A 23,325-nucleotide genomic window follows, 5' to 3' on the forward strand; every position below is an offset into this window, starting at 1 on the left:
TTCTATTTTGATTGATTTGATACTGTAAATTTATTCAAAATTGTCAATATAGAGCAATTATTTATCATCTCAGAACAAATAAAAACCATTATTTCTCTCGAATTTTGCATTTTGAAATAGGAAAGAGATGTTTGATAAAAGAATTTTGCCATTGGCAATTGGTGGTTTGGCGATCGGGACTACAGAATTTACAATTATGGGATTGCTTCCAGATGTAGCAAAGACTCTGCAGATCACCATTCCGCAAGCGGGACATTTGATTGCTGCATATGCTTTGGGAGTCGTTATTGGGGCGCCTGTACTGATTGGGTATTCGGTAAAGTTTCCCCCTAAAAAAGTTCTGATTGTACTTATGGTTATTTTTACCGTTTTTAATGCACTTTCAGCAATTGCTCCGGATTATCATTCGATGTTGATCATCAGATTTTTATCAGGTCTGCCTCATGGAGCATTTTTCGGAGTAGGAACTGTAGTTGCGTCAAGAATGGCAGGAAAAGGCAGAGAGGCACTCTACATTTCATTAATGTTTACCGGGCTTACTGTTGCTAATCTTGCAATGGTTCCTTTGGTTACTTATATTGGTCATGAATTTCACTGGCGCTGGTATTTTGCGATTGTGGGCGTAATTGGTCTTGTTGCTTTATTGGCTTTAAAACTCTGGCTTCCCGTAATGGAAAAAAAAGAAGACAGTCATTTCCTGGAAGAATTAAAATTCCTGAAAGGTAAACAATCGTGGTTGATTTTGATGATTACGGCAATCGGGTTTGGCGGATTGTTTACATGGTTCAGCTACATAACGCCTTTAATGACTGTCGTCTCAAAAATTGAAAGCAGTTACATGGCTTACGTAATGATTCTTGCAGGTAGTGGAATGGTTGCAGGGAATTTGGCCGGAGGTTTTCTTTCAGATAAACTTGGTCCGGAGAAAACGTGTGTACTGTTGCTTTTTCTGATGATGTGTTCTTTATCAGGGGTGTTTTTATTTTCAGAATATCAAAGTATTTCTTTGGTTTTAACCTTTATCTGTGGAGCATTGTCGATGTCTGTTGCAGCTCCTATTAACATCATGATGATGAAAGCGGCGCCAAAAAGCGAAATGATGGCAGCTGCTTTTATGCAGGCAGCATTCAATATTGCCAACGCAATTGGTGCGTTTTTGGGCGGGATACCTTTAGAATACGGTCTGTCCTACAATTATCCGGCACTTGTAGGAGTTGGTATGACGGTGATAGGATTAGTGATAAGTATTGTTTACATGAATTTATACAGGTCATCAAAAGAAAATAAGATTGCAACGGAATGCATTACCTGTGATCAATAAAAAAGAGAAGCTCTCACTTCTCTTTCTGCTAACTAACTTTCAACTTCATTTCCGTTTTGACACCAATATAAAGCATTATAAAGGTTTTCTTTCGGAAAAGATTTAAATTCTCCGGGCATCAGAACACTGAAAATGTCAGTAAAATTCTTTACGCCTTCTTTGTCTGTTACAATGGCTGCTCTGTTCCATTTGGTGATGTTTTTTATTCCCAAAAGTGCATCCTGAAGCCATGCTCCCATCGTGAAATTACTCAGATCTGTATCCAGGTAAAGCAGATAGTTCAATTCATCAAATTTTTCTACTTTGCTTTTCACATAAGGAATTACAAGATTTTCAAAATCTTCTTTGGTTACGTCACCGGTTGCATTGAATGCGGCTACATTTTCCGGAGCATCATTAATAATTGATATCATATTTTAGATTTTAAATGGTTTGGTGATTTTAATTTATCAATAATTAAACCAGAATCAAATAATTCCCTATTAAGGCGCAGTTATTGATTGTGTTTTTAAAAATATTTCTATGGACCTGAAATCTAACGAACCTTTCTGGCTTTTAAAAAATGGCCTTATTTCTTCTTATCCCTCCCTGAAATTTGATGAAGAATGTGATGTTCTTATCATTGGTGGCGGAATTACAGGAAGCCTCATTGCCCATCAAATGATAAAAGACGGATACCAAACCATTTTGATTGATAAGCGTGAAATCTGCAACGGCAGTACATCGGCAACAACTTCAATGTTGCAGTATGAGATAGACACTCCGTTATACGAATTGATTGAAATGATAGGCGAAAAAGGTGCGGTAGAAAGTTATAAAGCGTGTTCGAAATCCATAGATGATCTTGAAAAAATAACGAAAGAAATAAAGGCAAGATCAGGTTTTAAAAGAAAACAGTCTTTATATTTTGCATCGAAAAAGAAAGATGCGATCTGGCTTGAAAAAGAATATGAAATAAGAAGGAAAGCAGGATTTGATGTAAACTGGTTGGGAGATAAAGATATTGAAGAAAAATTTGGTTTTCAAAATACCTATGGAGGGATTTTATCTAAACAGGGCGCAAGTATTGATGCCTTTAAATTTGCGCATGAGCTGTTAAGATTTAATACCAATAAAGGTTTGAAAATTTTTGACAAAACAGAAATGAAATCGGTTAAATATCTTAGAGATCATAATCTTGCATTGACGACCGATGGATTTAATATCAAAGCGAAAAAAATAATTTACTGTGTAGGCTACGAAAGTAAAGCAATGATTAATGAGCATTTTGTTAACCTGAAAAGCACCTTTGCAATTGTTTCTGAAATTGATAAAAATAAATTTAAAAATATTGAGAATACTCTCGTCTGGAACACCGATGATCCTTACATCTACATGCGTTCCACAGATGATGAACGACTTTTGATAGGTGGCGGCGATGAAGACTTTTCTGATCCTGAAAAACGTGACGAAATGTTGCACAAAAAAGAAAAAGAAATTCTCAAAAATCTTAAAAGAATAAAGCCAGATTATCCGTTCTATACCGATTTTATCTGGGCAGGAACTTTTGGTGAAACTAAAGACGGACTTCCGTATATCGGCACACATGAAAAGTTTAAAAACTCCTATTTTGTTTTAGGATTTGGAGGGAACGGAATTACTTTTTCAGTAACCGGAATGGAAATGACTTCTGCTTTTATGAAAAATAAACAACACAAACTTTCTGAATATTTTAAATTTGGGAGATAATTTACTTTAAATTTTTCCGGGTTAAAAAAATCACTGAAAAAGTTTCGGGGCTAGGCGAAGCCTAGCCCCGAAACAAAAAAATAATAAACTAAGCATTTTATTTACAAATCTAAGTTTGTACCCAGTACCAGAATCGAACTGGTACATCTTACGATACTAGAGTTTGAGTCTAGCGCGTCTACCAATTCCGAGTATTCTTGGCTAAGTCGCTATTTAAGTAGAAACTAAAAACTATACCCGTTTTTCTTACCCAATTCCAAAATAGATCTCTCGATTGCCTTTCCCAAATCATCACTTTCAGTACTTCCACGCTTTTTCATTTCAGCGTCGATGAAAGATTGTCTTTGTTTAGCAAGAATTTCAATTTCTCTCTGAATTTTATCCCGGTCTGCAGATTTTTGAGCTACAATTTTATTAATTTCATCTCTGCTTTTTCCTTTCAGTTCAGAAGGTAATTCTTCCTCTTTTATTGATGAAATATAGCTTTTGTCTTTTTCAACTTTATCCACCAAATCCCAATGATCGTTTTTGTACGCATTTTTCTTAGACTTACTTACGGCTCTTTCCACAGCATTAGAAGCCGACTGAGATTCTGCATTCACGTCCTGAACAGCCTGTTTGTTTTTCATTTCAGAACCACGGTTTCCGTAAGAAATGTACGTGTCATTCAGTTTAGAATTGTATTGTGAAATTTTCACATCATAAGGTGTCTCAATATAAATTACTTTTCGATCGCTGTCAATATTGAAAAATTTTCCATCTCCGAGAATTGCCCCGTTTTGCCAGAAGGTTTGAATTCCTTCATCACGGCTTCCGCAGAAAATTGTATTGGTGTAAATATTTTTACTTTTCGCTTTGGCAATCACATCTTTGTAACTGATTTTTCCCTGATCGAAAGGCTCATTGCCTGCAATATAAATCAACTTCATGCTTTTTTCGTTTCCGTCCCAATTCAGATTCATGGAAGCGTCACGAATGACAGCACCACAATATTCATTTCCGCCATTGGTTCTTAAGGCAAAAAGTTTTTCTGAAACCAGATCTAAATCTTGAGTCAATGCTGTAACCTGTCTGATATAATTTTCATCTTTCAACCCATCATTTCCGTATTCGTAAAGAGCAATTTCTACTTGCGGAGCTTGTCCGTTGTATTTTAATGTGGTCAAAGTATTCACGATGTTCCAAAGTCTTGATTTTGCCTGATCGATCAATCCATCCATACTGTTTGACGTGTCCAAGAGCAATGCGACCTGAATTTTATTATCTTTTGAAACCGTAATTGGTGGTTGAGCAGAAATATTACTTTCTACAATTTCTCTCTCGTTGGCTTTGTTGCTACAACGGATGTCTGATATTCTTCCTGCACTTAAAAATGCGGCTACACTTGTGGTGATTGTTAAAAATTTTAAGGTATTCATAACGTATGTTTTTAATAATTGGGAAATATTTTATTTAATTTTCTCTAAAACTCTAAAACTATCTGCTGTAATACTGAATCTGTATTTCCTTCGGATATTTTACCTCATAAGAGAAATTGATTTTATCTGAAGCTCCGCTGTTAATCTTTCTATTCCAAAGAATGCTTCCTGTTTTTTCATCATAAATTCCGTTGCCGATTTCTAAAGATTTCACGGTAATTTTTGAGTTTTCACTTATAGGAAGTTGGTCAAGAATTTCCAGTTCGATGTTTTCTTTTGTATTGTTTCTCACGGTAATTTCATAAGATTCTGTTTCCCATTTGTTGGAGTTGAAAGTTTTCTGTGAAGTTTTATCCTCAAGCTTAATTCTTTTTACAACAATTCTTTCGTTAACGCCCAGAGAAATAGGAAATTCATCTTTTACATAAGTACTTGTGATATTGGTTTTTCCGATATAATTATCTTCAAAATAAATATTGGCTTCACCTGAAATCAAATTTAAATTCTGCCAGTTTTTTACAAATGCCATTAAGAAAACCTGATTGTTCAGCTTTGGAACGGTGTGATATTTATAGTTTGCATCGACTTCTTTCTTATCCAGAATCACATATTGTTCTTTTTCCTGACTGACGATGGTTTGGTTAAATTTCAGTTCGTACAAAATATTCATCTGATTATCAGAAACAGTTGCAACGGGAATCTGACTTGTTGATGCAACTTCTGCACGCATTTGGTAAGAATTGGCAAGAGCAGCTTTTTCTTTTTTCAAATAACCAACGGTTGCATCATCGTAATTGTGAGCCGTATATTCTGCAACATAAAGCGGTAATAAAATCGGCCTGTCTTGATTGTAAGACGGTCGATAAGTGGAAACAAAAAGTTTTACATTGTTCCAGTCTTGTCCGGTTTTTTGATAAATTTTTCCTTTGTAGACAATTTCAAAAGGTTTCTTTGTTGATAAAGCTCTCAAATCGTAAGAGGGAACCCATCCTGCATTAGAAACGATGTAACTTACGCCAAGATTCAGATTCATCTCGTTTTCAGCTAAAATTTCAAGAATAAGCTCTTTTTTATTTTGATTTTTATGCGTTTGTTCTTCGGTAAATTGCTTGTTGATTTTAGCAATACTTTCATCCAATACAGTTTTTTGTTCGTTTAAAAGAAAAACCTGATTGTCAATTTCCAGCATTCTTTTTCTGTAAAATTCTGTTAGTTTGATCAACTGTTCCTGCGGTGTAGATTTATCGTTGGTAGAAACTTTTAAATTATCATTAATGATATTTTGTTCACCGGAAAGATTTTTAATCTGAATAGTAAGCAAATCTACTTGTCTCTGAAATTTTTTCTTTTCATCATTCAGTTTTTTTTCTTTTTCAGAAAGCTCATCATCTTTCAGATAGTTGCTTTGCGGAGTGATCGATAAAAGAGTTGTATTCTTTTCGAGATTTATTTTGTAGGTGTTTTCGTCAAGATCATTGGGAAGGTTGATGATTTTTACAGTGTTTCTTCCTTTTTGCAGAGTCACATTTGTGCTTCCAAAAACTTTTGCACCTTGTAAGAATACAGTTGCCTGTTTTACGTCGATTTCTTTTCTGATTTCCTGAGATTTTAAAAAGGAAACCGAGAGAATTAGTATTAAAAAATAGTGTCGCATTGTTTATTATTTTTTTTGATTTCTAAAGTAAAATTACCTTCTAAATTTTTCGAAATTTTACAGACTTGGTGAAAACGAGTTTTGACTTGGTGAATGGATTATTTGCTACGATTACCATTAATCTGTCAAAATGTGAAATCTTTCTTGTAACACATTCATTTTTTTAGAATCAATCGCTTTAGCATTGATTATCTGGTTTTTAAAAGAAAATGTAATAGTGTTGTTTCTCTGATTTTTCAATAGTTCATGTTTGGAGATATTGTGTTGATCATCTTCGAGAATGATTTGGTTGTCAGCAGAAATAGCGTAATGAAAGGCGGTCATTTTTTCCGAAGATTTTTCCATGAAAATCAGGTATTGGTCTTTATGAAAAAATAAATATTGATATGGACTTTCGGAAGAAGTCACATGATAAGCTCCAGCTAAATTCAGTGATTTTTTTTTGTCTTCATTATTGAAATAGGGTATTCCTATTTTGATAAATAAAATCCCTAAAATCAGGATTTTAAAAAAAGCTTTATAAGGCAGAAATGTAGCTTGATCAAAAAAAGTTTTTTTCGGAAGACTGATAATTTTCAGAATGAGTTTCCATCCATTTTCTCTTGCAAGAAAGATGCTCATTAAAAGTAAAATCAATGAAAAGAATTTCACTGAAATATCAAACCCGATATTGATGATAAAAATTTGACTAAAACTGATTATTGCCAATAACAATCCGAAAAACTGAAAACGCTTGAATAACAATAAAATTCCCGTGAAAAACTCAATAGATCCAATAATCAAATTGTAGACTTTTGAAGTTCCTATCGTACTCCAGAATAAAATATCTTTATCTAAATTTCCAAATCTTGTAAACAAAATATTAGATTCAGGTTCAGGAAATTGGGTTTTAAAAATTTTGTCTGTACCGTATTTTATCAGAATTACAGAAATATATAAAACGCATAAATATTCTATGATCAATAAAAAATTATTTCCCCATTTCTTCTTTATAATGAAACTGAAAATGGAAGATGTGAACAACAAGATGATGATTAAAACCAACATTGAACAGCTGTCTGAACTGTAATCAATTCTGACATTATTTTTATTGAAAAAATATTCTAAAAGAAATTGAGTAAAATCTCCAAATATAAAATGAGTAATTTTTAGCTGAAAATCATTCACAAAACTCAACGGAAAAAAAAGAATAAATTGTAGAAAGAAAACACCCAAAAAAGCAGTAATCTTCTTTAAAATAATTGATTTACGGTACACTTTTTAAAATTTTAATGATGTTTTTTATAAATATAAAGAGACGCAAAAACGGCGATGCTTAAAACCAACAAATACATCATCTCCTCTTTTGATTTAGAATTTTTTATCTCAGCTGATTTTAGTGCTTTTTTAATAGAAATTGTTTTGTATTTTTTAGTTTTGCTATCATATTTAAGAAATACGGTACTGTCGATATCATTTTGAAAATTGTAATCTTTTCTAAGGATATTTTTTACACTATCTACATTATCGCTGGAAAATAGAATATGATTATAAACTGTATCTCTTCCGGCTTTCCATTTTTCGGTATTTCCGTTTCTTCTGTTTTTGCAGAATAATGAAGTTACCATTACGCTTTTTTTGTCATCGATGATAATGACGCTGTCTAATTTTGAATTGGTCACAAATCTTTCCGGTGCAACCCCAAGATTAGAATAATTGGTGTTGTAACGATCTTCAACAATACTTTTCTCAAAATATTCCATATCACCGCTATGACTTTTATAGGAAATTAATTTGGTTTGAGATTGAATTTTAAAACCCCAGAATAAAAGAACAAAATGAAATAAGTAGAATAAATTTTTCATGAGAATTAAGTTTAAATTATAATGCAAACTTAATAGCCTTTCAAGAGAAATATAAAGTCAACTGGGTAAATCATACCTTTCACTTGGTGAATCATTTTCTGACAATCAATTATATGTATATCTTTGTTTTATGAATCTAGTTCGGGTTTTTGCGTTTATTTTTTTAATTTTTGGGAGTAATTTGTATTCTCAAAGCCGAGACACGAAAGAAATTGTCGCTGCAACATCAAAGCTTAAAAAAGCAGTTGATACTAAAAACGAATCTGCCGAAGCAGACTCTTATTACAATATCGGAGAAACATTCTTCAATAACGGAAACTTTCCGAAAAGTGAAGAATATTTTATTAAATCTAAAAACATCTACGAAAAATTAGACGACAGACAGAATCTCGAAAAAGTAATTCGTAAGATTGCACAGTCTCAGGAAAATCAAAATAAATTAAAATCTGCTCTTACTAATTATGAAACTGCTTCTAAAGTGGGGTACAGCAACAGCAGCAGAGCTGTAAATTCCAATGACGCGTCCAGACTTTCATCACCATCAGTTTCTCAAAAAGCAGAAGCGATTCAAAATAATATCAACATCAGCGAAAAAGAAAATAATACAGAAGATCTCGCAGCAGGTTACAGCCAAATGGCGGACGTAAATATTGAAAATAAAAATATTCCGAAAGCCGAGGAAAATCTAAATAATGCCTACAAAATATCAAAAAAAGATGCACCGCAACAGGCTTTGGCAATCAATCAGAAACTGACCGATTTTTATATTGAAAATAAAAATTTTGATAAAGCAATTGAAGCGAAAAAATCAGTTTTAAAAGAAGATTTTGTAAAAGATAATTCTCAGAAAAAAGTTGAGCAGATTCAGGAATTGGCTGAAATTTACATCAAGAAAAATGATCCGAAAGAGGCGATTGTTTTATTAAAAAATGCCTATGATATTGCTTTAAACAAAGGCCATACATTAGAAGCCCAGAAAAGTGTGAAAAAACTCGACAGTTTATACTCGATTTCTGAAAATACAGCCGCTTCTGTGAGTCTTTATCGTGATTTTTTAGGAAAACTTCCTGATTTGGTTTCGAAAGACCGAAGTTTGGTTGATAATAAAATCCTTGAAGATACAGAACAGCGAATTTCACAGCTTGAACAAGAAAAAAAGTTGAAAGATGAGTTAATTCGCAAGAAAAATATTTTCAATTACAGTCTGATTGCGGCTTTGGTGGTTTTGTCGGCTTTAATATTTTTCATTTTTAGAACTTTAAAGAAAGTTCAGATCAAAAATAAGAAAATTGCTTTACAATCATTGAGAAGAGAAATGAATCCGCATTTTATTTTTAATAGTTTAAATTCTGTCAATCAGTTTATTGCCACAAATAATGAATTGGAAGCCAACCAATATTTAACAAAATTCTCAAAACTGATGCGTGGTGTGATGGAAAATTCTGCCGAAGATTTTATTCCGTTTCAGCAGGAATTAGATTTATTGCAGAATTATCTGGCTTTAGAAAAAACCCGTTTCGCAGACAAATTTGATTACGAAATTTTTGTTGATGAAAATTTAAACCAGCAAAATCTCCAAATTCCCGGAATGTTGGTGCAGCCGTTTTTGGAAAATGCGATTTGGCACGGATTGCGTTACAGAACTGAAAAAGGATTTTTAAAACTCAGTTTTGAAAAAGAAACTCAGTATTTAAAAATCTCCATCGAAGACAACGGAATCGGAATTGAAGAAAGTAAAAAACAGAAAACCATTCATCAAAAAAACAGAGAAGGTCGCGGAATGAAAAATACGTTGGAAAGAATCAGACTGCTCAATGATTTGTATAAAAAAGAGATTTTGTGTTCTATAAAAGATTCTGAAAATGGAGTTTTGGTCGAAATTACATATAAATTAACCAGTTATTAAATTGATTTTCTCAACAATCAGCTTTGAATTTTGAAACATAAATCTGCAAATATGAAAATAAAATCCGTAATCGTAGACGACGAAAAAATTGCGAGAGATGTTCTCAGAAATTATCTCACAAAATACTGTCCGCATATTGAGATTTTGGGTGAAGCCGAAAACATCAAAGATGCCGTTCCGTTGATTGCTGAAAAACAGCCGCAATTGGTTTTTTTGGACGTTGAAATGCCTTTCGGAAATGCTTTTGACGTGTTGGAAGCAACCAAAGAGTTTTCTTACGAAACGATTTTTATTACCGCATTTTCACAATATTCTTTACAGGCTTTAAATAAATCTGCGAGTTATTATATTTTAAAACCGATTGACATTCAGGAGTTGATTTTGGCGGTCAGTAAAGTTGCTGAAAGTATTGAAAAGAATGAAGAACTCAATCGAAATAAAATTCTCCTCGAAAATTTAAAATTAAAACCTGAAAAACAACAGTTGATTCTCCCCACTTTACAAGGTTTTGATGTGGTGAAAACAGAAGATATTGTCAGACTTCAGGCGGATGGAAATTTTACGCAGGTTTATCTCAAAGATCATTCTAAAAAGATGGTTTGCAGGTTTTTGAAACACTTTGATGATCTGCTCGAAAATCCCTTTGTACGCGTTCATCGTTCCCATATTATCAACACCACTTTTGTGAAATCTTATCACAAAAGTGGTACGGCAACATTATCTGATGACACAGAAATTGAAGTTTCCTCAAGTTTCAAAGATCAGTTTTTGAAAGTTTTTTCTTAAAATTTTTATGATAGTTTTTTTCATCTGAATTATCTTAGAATCCCCGGAAAATATCTGATCAACCTCATTAAATTTATTTCATTTACAGAATAAACATAGTCTTTGTCATTCCGGAGGAATCTAAATTTAAATTTTAAAAACCTGTAATACCAAAAGCCAAAGGCATTATTTTTGAACTTTCATTTCAATAAAAAATATAATATGAAAGCGTTTCAGAAAATAGCCATTCCAATTTCTTTAGCTGTTGTCGGTTTTTTAATTTTCAATTCCTGTTCTGTTGGAATTCCGAAAGGAGCTACGGCTGTCAAAAATTTTAATTCAGAAAAATATCTCGGTAAATGGTACGAAATAGCTCGTTTCGATTATAAATTCGAGAAAAATATGGATAATGTAACAGCAAATTATTCATTGAATTCTGATGGAACAATTAAAGTTCAGAACAGAGGGTACGATTATGTTAAAAAAGAATGGAAGGAATCAATCGGTGAAGCAAGATTCGTGAATGATAAATCTGAAGCGAGGCTTAAAGTTTCGTTTTTCAAACCGATTTGGGCTGGTTACAATGTAATTGATATTGATGATGATTACCAAAACGCATTAGTTGTAGGAAACAGCACAAAATACATCTGGATTTTATCCCGAAATAAAGAAATTCCAAACAGCATCAGAGAAAGATTTTTAGCAAAAGCTCAGAAATTGGGTTATAATACGAATAATTTAATTTGGGTAAAGCACAATTAGTCATTGCGAGAAGCGAGGCAACGAAGCAATCTCAGAAAATGTATATACAATTTGTCATTCCGGTAGGAATCTAAGCTATTACCTGGATTCGTTGTCGAGATTCCTACGGAATGACAAAATATGGTTAATTTAAACTTCGATACTCTTTCCATTCCAGAAAACGATGATCAATAATCTGTTTCATCAGATCATAATTTTCATAAGTGTCTTCAATATGATAAAAAGTTTCATATTCAAAATCGCTCTCTTCGGCTACGCTGTCAAAGATATTGATGTAATCTGTAGCAAATGAGCTGAATTTATCTCCAAAATCTGTCTCATCAACATAATAATCTGTCGCAAAAGCATTTCCTATATCATTCAGATCATATTCAGAAAATTTTCCGTCTAAGGCATCAATGACAAAATCGGCTCCGGTGATTTCACGTTTTTTTAGACTTTCAATTTCATTTTCATGGTCTTCATTGAGTTCATTAGAATGTAAATTATTGTTAATGCACCAATTGAGGAACATTCCGGTGTGTGTTGCGCTGTTTTTCTCAGGAATTCCTTCTGGGAAATCTCCGCCATAATGCCACGAAGCATCATCATATTTAGTCATATTCTTTATTATAGTTGTAGACAGTTCAAATCAAAGATATAAAAAATCATTTTCTTTTGTTCACTAACGGGATTTTTACGTCATTTGTAGGGAATTTATTCAAAATTATACACATGCAAAACGCAGTTCTTATTACTATTGGTGATGAAATTCTTTCCGGAAATACCGTTGATACCAATTCAAATTTTATTGCAGCCGAACTCAAAAATATCGGAATCAAAGTGGTGCAGATCTTCACCATTTCAGACGAAATTGAAATCATTAAAGATACTTTGAAATCAGCTTTTGAAATCGGAGATTTAGTTATTACAACCGGAGGTTTAGGACCAACAAGAGATGATAAAACCAAAAAAGCTTTAGCCGAATTTTTTGATGATGAAATTGCACTGGATGAAGTGACTTTTGAACATCTTAAAAGATATATGGAACGACGTGGACGCATCGAAATTTTAGAAAGAAACCGCGAACAGGCTTTTGTGCCGACAAAATCTACCGTTTTTCAAAATCATTACGGAACTGCACCTTGTATGATGATGGAACAAAACGGGAAATTGTCTTTCAGCTTACCCGGTGTTCCTTACGAGGTAAAACCTCTGATTAAAGATCAAATCATTCCTTATTTAAAGGATAAATTTAATCTGAATTATATTTCTACAAGAATTGTTTCAGTGGTCGGTATTCCCGAAAGCATTTTGGCAGATCAAATTGAAAATTGGGAACTTGCTTTACCGGAAAATATCGCTTTGTCGTATCTTCCTGTCGGAACAAGGGTGAAACTGAGATTGACAGCAACCGGAACTGATGAAAATTCATTACAGGTTCAGTTGGAAAACGAAATTCAGAAATTATTTCCGATTATCGGTGAAAATATCATTGCAACATCTGAAGATAAGATTGAGAAAATTTTAGGTGAAATTTTAGCCCAAAAAGGACTCACAATCTCAACGTCCGAAAGCTGCACAGGTGGAGAACTATCACTTTTATTAACCGCAGTTCCCGGAAGCTCAAACTATTTCATCGGTGGAATTGTAACGTATGCAACACAGAAGAAAATTGATCTTCTTCATGTTTCGGAAAGCACAATTGAACGTTTTACTGTCGTCAGCGAAGAAGTTTCGCGCGAAATGGCAGAAGGTTGTCAGAATTTATTTAAAACAGATATTTCGCTTTCCACCACAGGAGTTGCAGGTCCCGGAAAAGGGGAAGATGGCAAAGATGTCGGTTTAGTTTATTATACAATCAAAGTCAAAAACGAATCTGAAACTTTCAAACTTTATCTTCCGCATCTGGAAAGGCAGGATTTTATCTATTTTGTCTCTCAGAAAATCATTCAGGATCTGGTGGGAATTTTAATCCGTAAATAAAAGGAATTCAGTTATTATTTTTTGGAAATTCAATTCATAAAATAAAATTAACTTTACCGTAACAAAATTTAAATTAAATATACTTATTGTATAAAATATTATCATAATGAAATCGCTATGTTTTACGGTGAAGAAAATCACAAAAATATTGGCGATTGCATAAGACCTTAAAAAAATAAAAGTTTTCTTATGAAAAAATTAACGCTTTCTTTGTTTTTATTGGCAGGGATTTGTTCGCAAAATACGCTGAACGCTCAGGCTAAATCTACCAAAACAGCAATTACAACTGACAAAGGTTTAGACCTCAGTTTGATGGATAAATCTGTTCGTCCGCAGGATGATTTCTACAATTACGTGAGCGGAACGTGGATGAAAACGGCTAAAATTCCTTCTGATAAACCAACATGGGGAAGTTTCAACAAATTGGCAGACGATACGGATAACAATTCGATGACGATTTTAAATTCTCTTCTGAAAGACAAGTTTGCAGAGGGAAGTGAGGGTAAAAAAATTCAGGATCTGTACGCTACGTACATGAATATGCAGAAGAGAAATGCTGACGGAATCAAGCCTGTTCAGGAAAACATCAGTAAAATTGATGCAATTAAAAATCTGGCAGATTTACAGAATTATCTGGCTTCTGTTACCAAAGACGGCGACAATACATTCTACAGTTGGGGAGTATATTCAGATTTGAAGGATTCTAATATGAATGCGGTTTATCTGGGCGATGCTGCACTGGGAATGGGAAGAGATTACTACCAGAAAGTAGATGTGAAAAACACTGAAGCTCTTGCAGAATACCAAAAGTATGTTGCTTCAATGTTGAAGGAATTAGGCTACAAAAATGCTGATGCAGCTGCAAAAGGAGTTGTAGACTATGAAAAAAGCATAGCAAAACATTTACTGACAAATGAGCAAAGCAGAGATAATACACTTCAGTATAATCCAAAAACAATTGCTGAGCTTTCTACTTTGGTAAAAAATGTAGACCTTGCTTCTTATCTTAAAAAAGTAGGCGTAAATACAGACAGGGTAATCATTGGTGAAATCGGATATTACAAAAACTTTGATCAGTTGGTGAATGAGAAAAATCTTCCTGTAATTAAGGATTATCTTAAATTTCACATGATCAATGGCGGTGCTTCTTATTTAAGTGAAAAATTAGGCGATACAAAATTTGCTTTTTACGGTAAATATTTAAGAGGTCAGCAAGAGCAGAGAGCTTTGAACAAAAGAGGGTATGAGTTGATCAACGGTTCTTTGGGTGAAGCTTTCGGTAAATTATATGTTGAAAAATATTTCCCTGCCGAGGCTAAAGCTCAGATGGTTGAGTTGATCGATTATTTAAAGAAAAGCTTTGCAGTACACATCAACGGTTTGACGTGGATGTCTTCTACTACAAAAGAAAAAGCAATGACCAAGCTGAATAAATTTACAGTAAAAGTTGCTTATCCTGATACCTGGAAAGATTATTCTAAATTAAATATCGTCCCAGAATCAAAAGGTGGAAATTTATATGCAAACCTTCAGAACATTGCAGAATGGCAGTACAATAAAGATTTGGCGAAAATCGGAAAACCTGTTGACAAAACAGAATGGGGAATGACTCCTCAAACTGTAAATGCTTATTATAATCCGGTATATAACGAAATAGTTTTCCCTGCTGCGATTCTTCAGCCGCCATTCTTTAATCCAAATGCTGATGCTGCTGTAAATTTTGGTGGAATCGGTGCGGTTATCGGTCACGAGATCAGCCATGGTTTCGATGATTCGGGTGCGCAGTTTGACGCAGAAGGAAACCTGGTTGACTGGTGGACCCCGGAAGATAAGGCAAACTTCGAAAAAGCTACAAAAGCTTTGGCTGCGCAATATGACAAATATGAGCCTGTAAAAGGAACTTTCGTAAACGGAACTTTTACAAACGGTGAAAATATTGCAGATTTAGGTGGTGTAAACATCGCTTATGATGCACTTCAAATGTATTTGAAAGATAAAGGAAATCCTGGTGTAATCAGTGGTTATACTCAGGATCAGAGATTCTTCTTAAGCTGGGCAACTGTTTGGAGAACTTTATCAAGCGAAAAATATATGGTAAATCAAGTAAAAACAGATCCGCATTCTCCTGGATATTTCAGAAGTTTTGGTCCGTTAACCAATGTTGATGCTTTCTACAAAGCATTTGATGTAAAACCTGGTGATAAATTATACAAAAAGCCGGAAGAAAGAATTAAAATCTGGTAATCAATATCAAAACCGTTCAGAAATGAGCGGTTTTTTTATTTTAAATTTTAATAAATAAGAAATATTTTCAAATAGATCAAATTTTAGTTCAATGTAGGTTCAAAAAAATATTCATATTGTTTATCATTCCGCAGGAATCTCAATGATGATAAAATTCGATATTTAGATTCCTACAAAATGACCAATCTTATTATAAAGTATAAATAAAAAATAATTTTTGAAACTGCAATCCAATTAAAATATTATAAAACTTAGCCTGATTACCGCAATGTAGAGTTAACATTAATCTATAAAATCATCATATTGATTTAACATAATTTCTTATATTTGATCAAACTGATTACAAATCAAAATTAATTTAATGAAAAAACTAAATATTGCAGTACTTGCATTCTCAGGTATTGTACTTTTAAATTCTTGTGGGACAGCAAAAAATATGGAAACTCCGAAAACCGAAACAGCAGTTGCGGTTGCAGAGCCGGTAAAACAGGAAACTAAAGAGGAAGGACTGAATTTATCTTACATGGATACCACAGTCCGTCCACAAGATGACTTCTTCAGTTATGTAAACGGAAACTGGGTGAAAACCACTCAGATTCCATCTGATAAAGCAAGTTGGGGATCTTTCAATGCATTGAGAGAAAATGTAGATGATGCTTCTTTGAGTATTTTAAATAAAATTCTAACTGAGAAATATCAAGAAGGTTCCGAAGGTCAGAAAATCCAGAATCTGTACGCATCATTTATGGATGTTGAAAAAAGAAATGCAGCAGGAATTGCACCAATAAAATCTGATTTGGCAAAGATTGATGCCATTAAAAATGTAAATGATCTTCAGAAATATCTTTTGGAAGCAACAAGATTAGGCGATAATTCGTTCTATGGGTGGAGAGTAAGTGCCGATATGAAAAATTCTAAAATGAATGCTGTATATCTTGGCGGTCCGGATCTTGGTTTGGGAAGAGATTATTACCAAAAAGTGAATGAAGCCAATACCAAAACTTTGGCAGAATATCAAAAATATGTAAGTCAGTTATTTAGCGTTTTAGGGTACAAAAATTCTGATACCGCAGCAAAAAATGTGGTTGATTTTGAAAAGCAACTGGCAAATTATCTGCTTACTTTAGAGCAGAACAGAGATGCAAATTTAAGATACAATCCTAAAAATGTAGCTGAATTATCCGGGTTGGTGAAAAATGTAAATCTTGCAAAATACCTCACAGATGCAGGAGTAAATACCGATAAAGTGATCGTTGGTGAAATGAAATATTACCAGAATATGGATCAGTTCATCAATCAGAAAAACCTTCCCCTGCTGAAAGATTATCTTAAATATCATTTAATTAATAGTAATGCTGGCAATTTGGGAGAAAGTTTAGACAATATCCGTTTTGACTTTTATTCTAAATATCTTCAGGGGCAAAAAGAGCAGAGAGCAATGGATAAAAGAGGACTTGCCCTGGTCAACGGAGTTTTGGGAGAAGCTTTCGGGAAATTGTATGTAGATGAATATTTTACTCCGGAATCGAAGCGACAAATGGAGATCTACATCGACTATATTTTAAAATCATTCAAAAATCACATCAGTGAAATGGATTGGATGTCTCCCGAAACTAAAGTGAAAGCTCAGGAAAAGCTGTCGAAATTCACAGTAAAAATAGCCTATCCCGATCAATGGAAAGATTATTCTAAATTAAAGGTGGAAGCTCCGGCTCAAGGGGCAACCTTATATTCAAACTTACAGAATGTTTCTGCTTGGCAATATCAGAAAAGCCTTGAAAAAGTAGGAAAACCTGTCGATAAAACAGAGTGGGGAATGTCTCCACAAACGGTAAATGCATATTACAGCGGTTCAAATAACGAAATTGTTTTCCCTGCCGCAATTCTTCAGCCGCCTTTTTATAATCCAAAAGCTGATGCAGCGGTTAATTTTGGTGGAATTGGAGCGGTAATCGGTCACGAAATTTCTCACGGTTTCGACGACAGCGGCTCAAGATTCGACGGTGACGGAAACCTGAATAATTGGTGGACAGAGCAGGATCGCAAGAATTTTGATGCAAAAGTCGGACAATTGGCAGCCCAGTACAATACTTACGAGCCTGTAAAAGGAAGTTTTGTTAATGGTAAATTCACAAGCGGAGAAAATATAGGAGATTTAGGCGGAGTAGCAGTTGCATATGATGCACTTCAGATGTATCTTAAAGATAAAGGAAACCCTGGATTGATCAGTGGTTTTAGTCAGGATCAGAGATTTTTCATGAGTTGGGCAACGGTCTGGAGAACCAAATCTACTGATCAGTATATGATTAATCAGGTAAAGACAGACCCTCATTCACCAGGTTATTTCAGAGCATTCGGACCTCTGGTGAATCAGGATAGCTTTATGAAAGCATTTGATATCAAACCAGGAGACAAGCTGTATAAAGCACCCGAAGAAAGAATTAAAATCTGGTAGATTTTTAAACAAATGTTAATACACAAAACGCATCGAAAGGTGCGTTTTTTATTTATTTTTGATAGTTTAATAGTGACAAAAATTCAGTAATCATTAAATTATCTGTTGCAATTTTGATTTATTTAAAGAAATATCATCACAAAATTTTGTATGTTACAGTTTTTTTATAAATTTAAACAATGGATTGGTCATAAATTTGCTAATTCAAACCAAAATCAACAATCACAAAACAATAATAATATGGCAATGTTTAATTACGGTGTTGGCGGTAACGAAGTCAAGGTCGACGCTAATGAAGCTATTCAGGAAATCCAGGAAAACAAATCCCTCATCGTAAGTCAGCTTACAACCGATGAATCTTATGTTCCGGAAATTGTAACCGGACTGAAAACTGTAGATGACGTCTTCAGGCATTTTCAACCAGCTGTTTCTGTGCAGCACGAGACAGAAGACGGAAACGTATTAGAAGAAGAATTCCGCTTTCAGAATCTTGCAGACTTCACTCCCAAAAATCTTGTTCAGAAATCAGACTATCTCCAAAAGCTTAGTATGGAGCAGGAGCAGTACAACAAAATTGTACGGCAGCTGAAAACCAATAAAATCCTGCGCAATATGCTTGAAAATGAGCAGTCAAGGGCTGCATTTATTGAAGCGTTAAAGGAAGTGGCTCAAGAACTTGAAAAATAACAAACACCTACACAAATATTATGGATAGTAAGTTACAGGCTGCAGAAAGCCAACAGCATAATCAACAGCAACAATCTGGAAAACCGAAAGGAAACCCGGTTGAAGAATTAAATAAAATAGGAGGTTTTGGTTTTATTGAATCTGTCGTAGACGGAATTGCCAATATGAACCCGACCAGAAAAGCCAGAAAGGAGATTTTTCTCAACGATGCAAATAAAGCTGAAGAAAGAAAAGAGCTTCTTCAGAAAATAAATCTTTGGGTAGAGCTTTTAGAAAGCAATGAATCTGCAGAAAAAATGGCAGATACCTGCAAAACAAAAGCACAGGCTGCAGAACAAAACCTAAAGACAAATCTGAAAAATACACTTGATGCAGTTCGTCAGTTAGAAACAAACTATAGAACGGTTGCACAGTTCTATAAAAATACCGAGCTCGATAAAGTTGATAACGTGAGTATCGTCAATGCAAGTCTTGATCAGGTTTCAGATCTGGATAATCCTTTGTTTATTGATGCGATTGCTGAAGAATTTAAACAGTATTATGACCGTTTGGATCTTCGTGATAATTACTCAATCTTAGCAATTCCGGGATACTTGGGATCAAATAAAGTAATCGAAAAATGGGCGAAAATATGTAACGAGAACAAAGTAATGATGGTTACCGATTTTGCAAATCTTGACAAACCGGATGATGTGGTAGATTTATTCCATTCTGCAAATCTTACGGGTGGAGAGTTGCACAGAAGTAATGTGATCATGACCTGTAACTGGCTTGTAGGCCGCGGAAGAGCTGAAGAAGTTGGTGAAGAAGAGAACGTAGAACTTCCGCCTTCAACTTCTTTGGCAGGAAAAATTCATAAGACGTTAATGTCTCAGGTTGCTGCAGGTAAAAAACATGGTAATATCAACGAAGTTGACGCCGTAAAATTCGAGTTGAAGAAAAGTGAAATTTCTCAGTTAGAAAAAATGGGATTGGTTCCTATGGTGAATGAATACGGTAAAATCATGGCGTTCTCTGCAAAAACCTTATTTACAGGAGATAACATTGGTCTTCAGACGTATTCTGTAGTTCGTGTTTTCGATTATGTAACTAAAGTTTTATTGGATTTCTTAAACAGAAGAGCTTTCGAAAACTGGAATGCAAGAAATGAAGATGATTTGAGAAGACAGATCGTAACATTCTTAGATGGTATTAAAGGCGCAGATAAATTGATTGAGAAATTCAAAATCGTTCGTTTTGAGCAGGATAAAGTGAATAAAGACAGAGTATGGTTAGACATTCGGTTGACACCCTATTTTCCGACAAAAAGTTTTGTAATCAAGCTTGACGGTCACAAAGGAGATGACGGAAACGAGTGGGATGCTGAATATATTCAGGATTAATCATTTAAAAATAATGACAAAACCGATGTTTCAAAAGCATCGGTTTTTTGATGGGTAAATTTCAGATAAACTTTCAAAACTTTTCAGCTCCGTAGGAGCGACACATTTGTAAGCCTCGTAAAACTACAAAATTCACCCTTTTTTCATGTTTTCAAATTTCAAATAATAAAAACACGACAAATAAAAATTTATCTTTGCGAATATAAAAATGAGACGGCTTTTTGGAAAATAAAAAAAAAACATCAGACTTTCTTCATATCGGCAACAAACTTTTGAAGTGGTATGATACAAATGCAAGAGATTTACCCTTCAGAAATACAAAAGATCCTTACAAAATCTGGATTTGTGAAATTGTATTTCAGCAGACCAGAATCGCTCAGGGACTTAATCATTACAATAATTTCATTAAAAGATTTCCCGATGTCCAGACTTTGGCAAAAGCTGAAGAAGATGAGATTTTATTATATTGGAAAGGTTTGGGTTATTATTCAAGAGCGATTAATATTCACAAAGCTGCGCAACAAATCATTAACGATTACAACGGAGTTTTCCCCTCTGAATATGAAGAAATTTTAAAACTAAAAGGGGTAGGGAAATATACTGCGGCGGCAGTTTCAAGCATTTGTTTTAATGGGAAAATACCGGCTGTTGACGGAAATTTCTACAGAGTGTTAAGCAGAGTTTTTGCGGATGATTTTGATATATCAAATTCCAGAGCTTTTAATTATTTCTCAGAATTGGCACATTTAATTATGCCCGAAAATGTCGGAGATTTTAATCAGGCGATGATGGATTTAGGCTCTGAAATCTGCAAACCACGGAATCCTTTGTGCGGAGAATGCCCATTAAATGATGACTGTCTCGCATTTTCTTTAAATAAAGTTTCAGAATTTCCGGTAAAAACTAAAAAAGCAAAAGCACAGGATTTAGAATTAAAATACTATTTCGTTCACAGAAACGGAGAATTTTTAATTCAGCAGAGAAAAGACGACTTCATCTGGAAAAAACTGTTTGAATTTCCGCTTAAAATTTCGGATGAATTGATGCCCTTTATTAAAAGCATAAAAACCGTTAATCACAAATTGACTCACAAAAATTTAAGTATAGAAATTTTTAATGTTGAGGTTGATTCAGAAGAGGTTTGGAAGAATTTTACGGTGAAAAATGATTATATCATCACAGATTTTGAAGGATCTCATGAAAGATCTTTTCCAAAACCTTTAGAGATCTATATCCAAAACTATCATACGGCATACAGAATTCTTTAATTAGAAATAAAAAATAACCATCATGTTTGTCATTACGGAGGAATCTAAGCACAGTAATTAAGCTCTGTGATATTCCTTCAGAATGACAAGTGAGTCTAAATAATAGAGTCTTCCTTCGTCAGAATGACACCATTCCTTTGCTAAGTGAAATGCCTTGCGACCTTAAAAACAGTCAGTAGTCAAAAAAATCTTAGTGTTTTTTGCGTTTAAAACAGATAAAAAAAATATTTTAAAAAAATCAAATTTCAAAACACATTGAAATGCTGAAATTTGTATAATAAAATCTAAATGTAATTTGTATTTTTGCAAAATGATTAGAAAAGTCATTTTTATTTTCGTTTCATTACTCCTAATTTCTTGTGAGAAAGAGACTCAGCCCAAACCTTATGGTGAATTGAGATTAGAATATCCCGCACCCAAATATCAGAAATTTGACAAAAATTGTGCTTACACTTTTGAATATTCAGATTTTGCTACGATTGTTGATGCAAAAAAACCTTGTTGGTACTACATGAATTACCCGAAGATGAAAGCAAAAGTTTTCATCACCTATTTTCCGGTAAAGGGTGATTTTGCAGATCATGTGAGAGAATCTGAAAAAATGGTTTATGAGCATACAATTAAGGCAAGTTCTATTGATGCCAAATCTTTTCAATATCCTGAAAAGAAAGTTTACGGAAATTTTTATGAACTGAAAGGACAAAGTGCTTCTAATCTTCAGTTTTATGCTACAGACAGCACGAAACATTTTGTGACGGCATATTTGTATTTTGATACACGTCCAAAGCCTGATTCTCTGGCGCCGGCAGTTGATTATATCAAAAAAGATATTAAGCACATGCTGGACACTTTTGAATGGAAAAATTAATATTTAAAAAATACATTGGTAATAATATGAATTGTAAAGATTGCATATGACCATTAAAAAAATATAAAATACACATGAAATCACCAAGATTTCATGTGACCTTAAAAAAAATAAAAAAATACATATGAAACTTTTAGTTGTAGGAAGTGTAGCATTCGATGCAATAGAAACACCATTTGGTAAAACAGACAAGATTTTAGGAGGAGCTGCCACATATATCGGAATCACGGCATCTGTAATGGGAGTAAAATCAGGAATTGTTTCTGTTGTAGGAGGAGATTTTCCGCAGGAACATTTGGATATGTTCACAAAAAGAGATATCAACATTGAAGGTCTGGAAATTGTAAAAGAAGGAAAAACTTTTTTCTGGTCCGGCAAATATCATAATGATTTAAATTCAAGAGATACGTTGGCAACGGAAGTCAACGTTCTTGAAAATTTTGATCCTAAAATTCCTGAATCTATGCAGGATGCAGAGATTTTACTTTTAGGAAATCTTCATCCGGGTGTTCAGCTTTCAGTTCTTGAAAAAATGAATCAGCGTCCGAAGCTTGTCATTTTAGACACCATGAATTTCTGGATGGATTCTGCAATGGATATTCTGAAAGAGATGATTGCTAAAACCGATGTGATCAGTATTAACGATGAAGAAGCAAGACAGCTTTCCGGTGAATATTCTCTGGTAAAAGCAGCGAAAAAAATTCATACAATGGGTCCTAAATTTGTGATCATCAAAAAAGGAGAGCACGGCGCAATTCTTTTCCATGATGATAAAATATTTGCTATTCCTGCGCTTCCGTTGGAAGAAGTTTTTGATCCGACCGGAGCCGGAGACACTTTCGCAGGAGGTTTTGCAGCTTATTTGGCTAAAAAAGGAAAATTCGATTTTGAAACAATGAAGTCTGCACTGATCGTAGGTTCTGCGATGGCTTCTTTCACCGTTGAAAAATTCGGAACAGAGAGAATTGAAGAAGTAAATGAAGCTGATATGTTGAAAAGAATCAATGAATTCAAAGAATTGACGACTTTTACCGTTGAGTTGTAATCAATCGGGCTTT

Annotated in this window: 19 protein-coding genes; 13 read left to right on the plus strand and 6 right to left on the minus strand. The window is 34.0% G+C overall.

Going from position 1 to position 23,325, the window contains the following annotated elements; translation table 11 throughout:
• The first annotated feature begins 127 nt into the window (after positions 1-127).
• Positions 128-1,321: an MFS transporter gene (locus tag AC4FQ5_RS12195; protein ID WP_491143658.1), complete on the plus strand. Its 1,194-nt coding sequence runs from the start codon at positions 128-130 to the stop codon at positions 1,319-1,321.
• Between the two features lie 32 nt (positions 1,322-1,353).
• Here AC4FQ5_RS12195 and AC4FQ5_RS12200 read toward each other — a convergent pair whose 3' ends face one another.
• Positions 1,354-1,734, minus strand: a complete 381-nt coding sequence (locus tag AC4FQ5_RS12200; protein ID WP_491143660.1) for a SpoIIAA family protein — start codon at positions 1,732-1,734, stop codon at positions 1,354-1,356.
• A 109-nt stretch (positions 1,735-1,843) separates the two neighbouring features.
• Between AC4FQ5_RS12200 and AC4FQ5_RS12205 the strand changes: the two genes are divergently transcribed.
• Entirely contained in the window at positions 1,844-3,049 is a 1,206-nt protein-coding gene (locus AC4FQ5_RS12205; RefSeq protein WP_491143662.1) for an NAD(P)/FAD-dependent oxidoreductase, read from the plus strand.
• A gap of 224 nt (positions 3,050-3,273) precedes the next feature.
• Here AC4FQ5_RS12205 and AC4FQ5_RS12210 read toward each other — a convergent pair whose 3' ends face one another.
• From AC4FQ5_RS12210 to AC4FQ5_RS12225, 4 genes are all read right to left on the minus strand, one after another.
• Positions 3,274-4,467, minus strand: coding sequence for a vWA domain-containing protein (locus AC4FQ5_RS12210; protein ID WP_491143663.1), 1,194 nt, complete (start codon positions 4,465-4,467; stop codon positions 3,274-3,276).
• A gap of 58 nt (positions 4,468-4,525) precedes the next feature.
• The gene (locus AC4FQ5_RS12215; RefSeq protein WP_491143664.1) at positions 4,526-6,121 is read right to left on the minus strand and encodes a mucoidy inhibitor MuiA family protein; all 1,596 of its coding nucleotides are present in this window, start codon (positions 6,119-6,121) and stop codon (positions 4,526-4,528) included.
• Between the two features lie 117 nt (positions 6,122-6,238).
• Positions 6,239-7,378 (minus strand): hypothetical protein, encoded by a 1,140-nt coding sequence (locus AC4FQ5_RS12220; RefSeq protein ID WP_491143666.1) that lies wholly within the window; start codon positions 7,376-7,378, stop codon positions 6,239-6,241.
• Between the two features lie 11 nt (positions 7,379-7,389).
• Complete coding sequence (locus AC4FQ5_RS12225) at positions 7,390-7,965, minus strand: hypothetical protein (RefSeq protein WP_491143668.1); 576 nt, start codon at positions 7,963-7,965, stop codon at positions 7,390-7,392.
• A gap of 130 nt (positions 7,966-8,095) precedes the next feature.
• Between AC4FQ5_RS12225 and AC4FQ5_RS12230 the strand changes: the two genes are divergently transcribed.
• The 3 genes from AC4FQ5_RS12230 (at position 8,096) to AC4FQ5_RS12240 (ending at position 11,398) form a co-directional block, all read left to right on the plus strand.
• Positions 8,096-9,871 carry a tetratricopeptide repeat-containing sensor histidine kinase gene (locus tag AC4FQ5_RS12230; protein WP_491143670.1) on the plus strand — a complete coding sequence of 592 codons (1,776 nt, stop codon included), beginning with the start codon at positions 8,096-8,098 and terminating at the stop codon, positions 9,869-9,871.
• Between the two features lie 51 nt (positions 9,872-9,922).
• Complete coding sequence (locus AC4FQ5_RS12235) at positions 9,923-10,657, plus strand: LytR/AlgR family response regulator transcription factor (RefSeq protein ID WP_491143672.1); 735 nt, start codon at positions 9,923-9,925, stop codon at positions 10,655-10,657.
• Positions 10,658-10,858: 201 nt separating this feature from the next.
• Positions 10,859-11,398: a lipocalin family protein gene (locus AC4FQ5_RS12240; RefSeq protein ID WP_491143673.1), complete on the plus strand. Its 540-nt coding sequence runs from the start codon at positions 10,859-10,861 to the stop codon at positions 11,396-11,398.
• A 124-nt stretch (positions 11,399-11,522) separates the two neighbouring features.
• Here AC4FQ5_RS12240 and AC4FQ5_RS12245 read toward each other — a convergent pair whose 3' ends face one another.
• Positions 11,523-11,999 carry a DUF7832 domain-containing protein gene (locus AC4FQ5_RS12245; protein ID WP_491143674.1) on the minus strand — a complete coding sequence of 159 codons (477 nt, stop codon included), beginning with the start codon at positions 11,997-11,999 and terminating at the stop codon, positions 11,523-11,525.
• A 113-nt stretch (positions 12,000-12,112) separates the two neighbouring features.
• Between AC4FQ5_RS12245 and AC4FQ5_RS12250 the strand changes: the two genes are divergently transcribed.
• The 8 genes from AC4FQ5_RS12250 to AC4FQ5_RS12285 all read left to right on the plus strand — a co-directional run bounded on the left by AC4FQ5_RS12250 (position 12,113) and on the right by AC4FQ5_RS12285 (position 23,312).
• On the plus strand, positions 12,113-13,363 hold the full coding sequence (locus AC4FQ5_RS12250) for a CinA family nicotinamide mononucleotide deamidase-related protein (protein WP_491143676.1): 1,251 nt from the start codon (positions 12,113-12,115) through the stop codon (positions 13,361-13,363).
• 189 nt (positions 13,364-13,552) lie between these two features.
• On the plus strand, positions 13,553-15,607 hold the full coding sequence (locus AC4FQ5_RS12255) for a M13 family metallopeptidase (protein WP_491143678.1): 2,055 nt from the start codon (positions 13,553-13,555) through the stop codon (positions 15,605-15,607).
• Between the two features lie 361 nt (positions 15,608-15,968).
• Positions 15,969-18,062, plus strand: a complete 2,094-nt coding sequence (locus AC4FQ5_RS12260) for a M13 family metallopeptidase (protein ID WP_491143680.1) — start codon at positions 15,969-15,971, stop codon at positions 18,060-18,062.
• Between the two features lie 150 nt (positions 18,063-18,212).
• Complete coding sequence (locus AC4FQ5_RS12265) at positions 18,213-18,749, plus strand: type VI secretion system contractile sheath small subunit (protein WP_491143682.1); 537 nt, start codon at positions 18,213-18,215, stop codon at positions 18,747-18,749.
• A 20-nt stretch (positions 18,750-18,769) separates the two neighbouring features.
• Entirely contained in the window at positions 18,770-20,131 is a 1,362-nt protein-coding gene (locus AC4FQ5_RS12270) for a DUF5458 family protein (RefSeq protein WP_491143684.1), read from the plus strand.
• A 221-nt stretch (positions 20,132-20,352) separates the two neighbouring features.
• Positions 20,353-21,399, plus strand: coding sequence for an A/G-specific adenine glycosylase (gene mutY, locus AC4FQ5_RS12275; RefSeq protein ID WP_491143685.1), 1,047 nt, complete (start codon positions 20,353-20,355; stop codon positions 21,397-21,399).
• Between the two features lie 310 nt (positions 21,400-21,709).
• Complete coding sequence (gene gldD, locus AC4FQ5_RS12280) at positions 21,710-22,267, plus strand: gliding motility lipoprotein GldD (protein ID WP_491143687.1); 558 nt, start codon at positions 21,710-21,712, stop codon at positions 22,265-22,267.
• 124 nt (positions 22,268-22,391) lie between these two features.
• Positions 22,392-23,312 (plus strand): PfkB family carbohydrate kinase, encoded by a 921-nt coding sequence (locus AC4FQ5_RS12285; RefSeq protein WP_491143689.1) that lies wholly within the window; start codon positions 22,392-22,394, stop codon positions 23,310-23,312.
• The last annotated feature ends 13 nt before the right edge of the window (positions 23,313-23,325 follow it).

This window comes from Chryseobacterium sp. DT-167 (assembly GCF_058310155.1).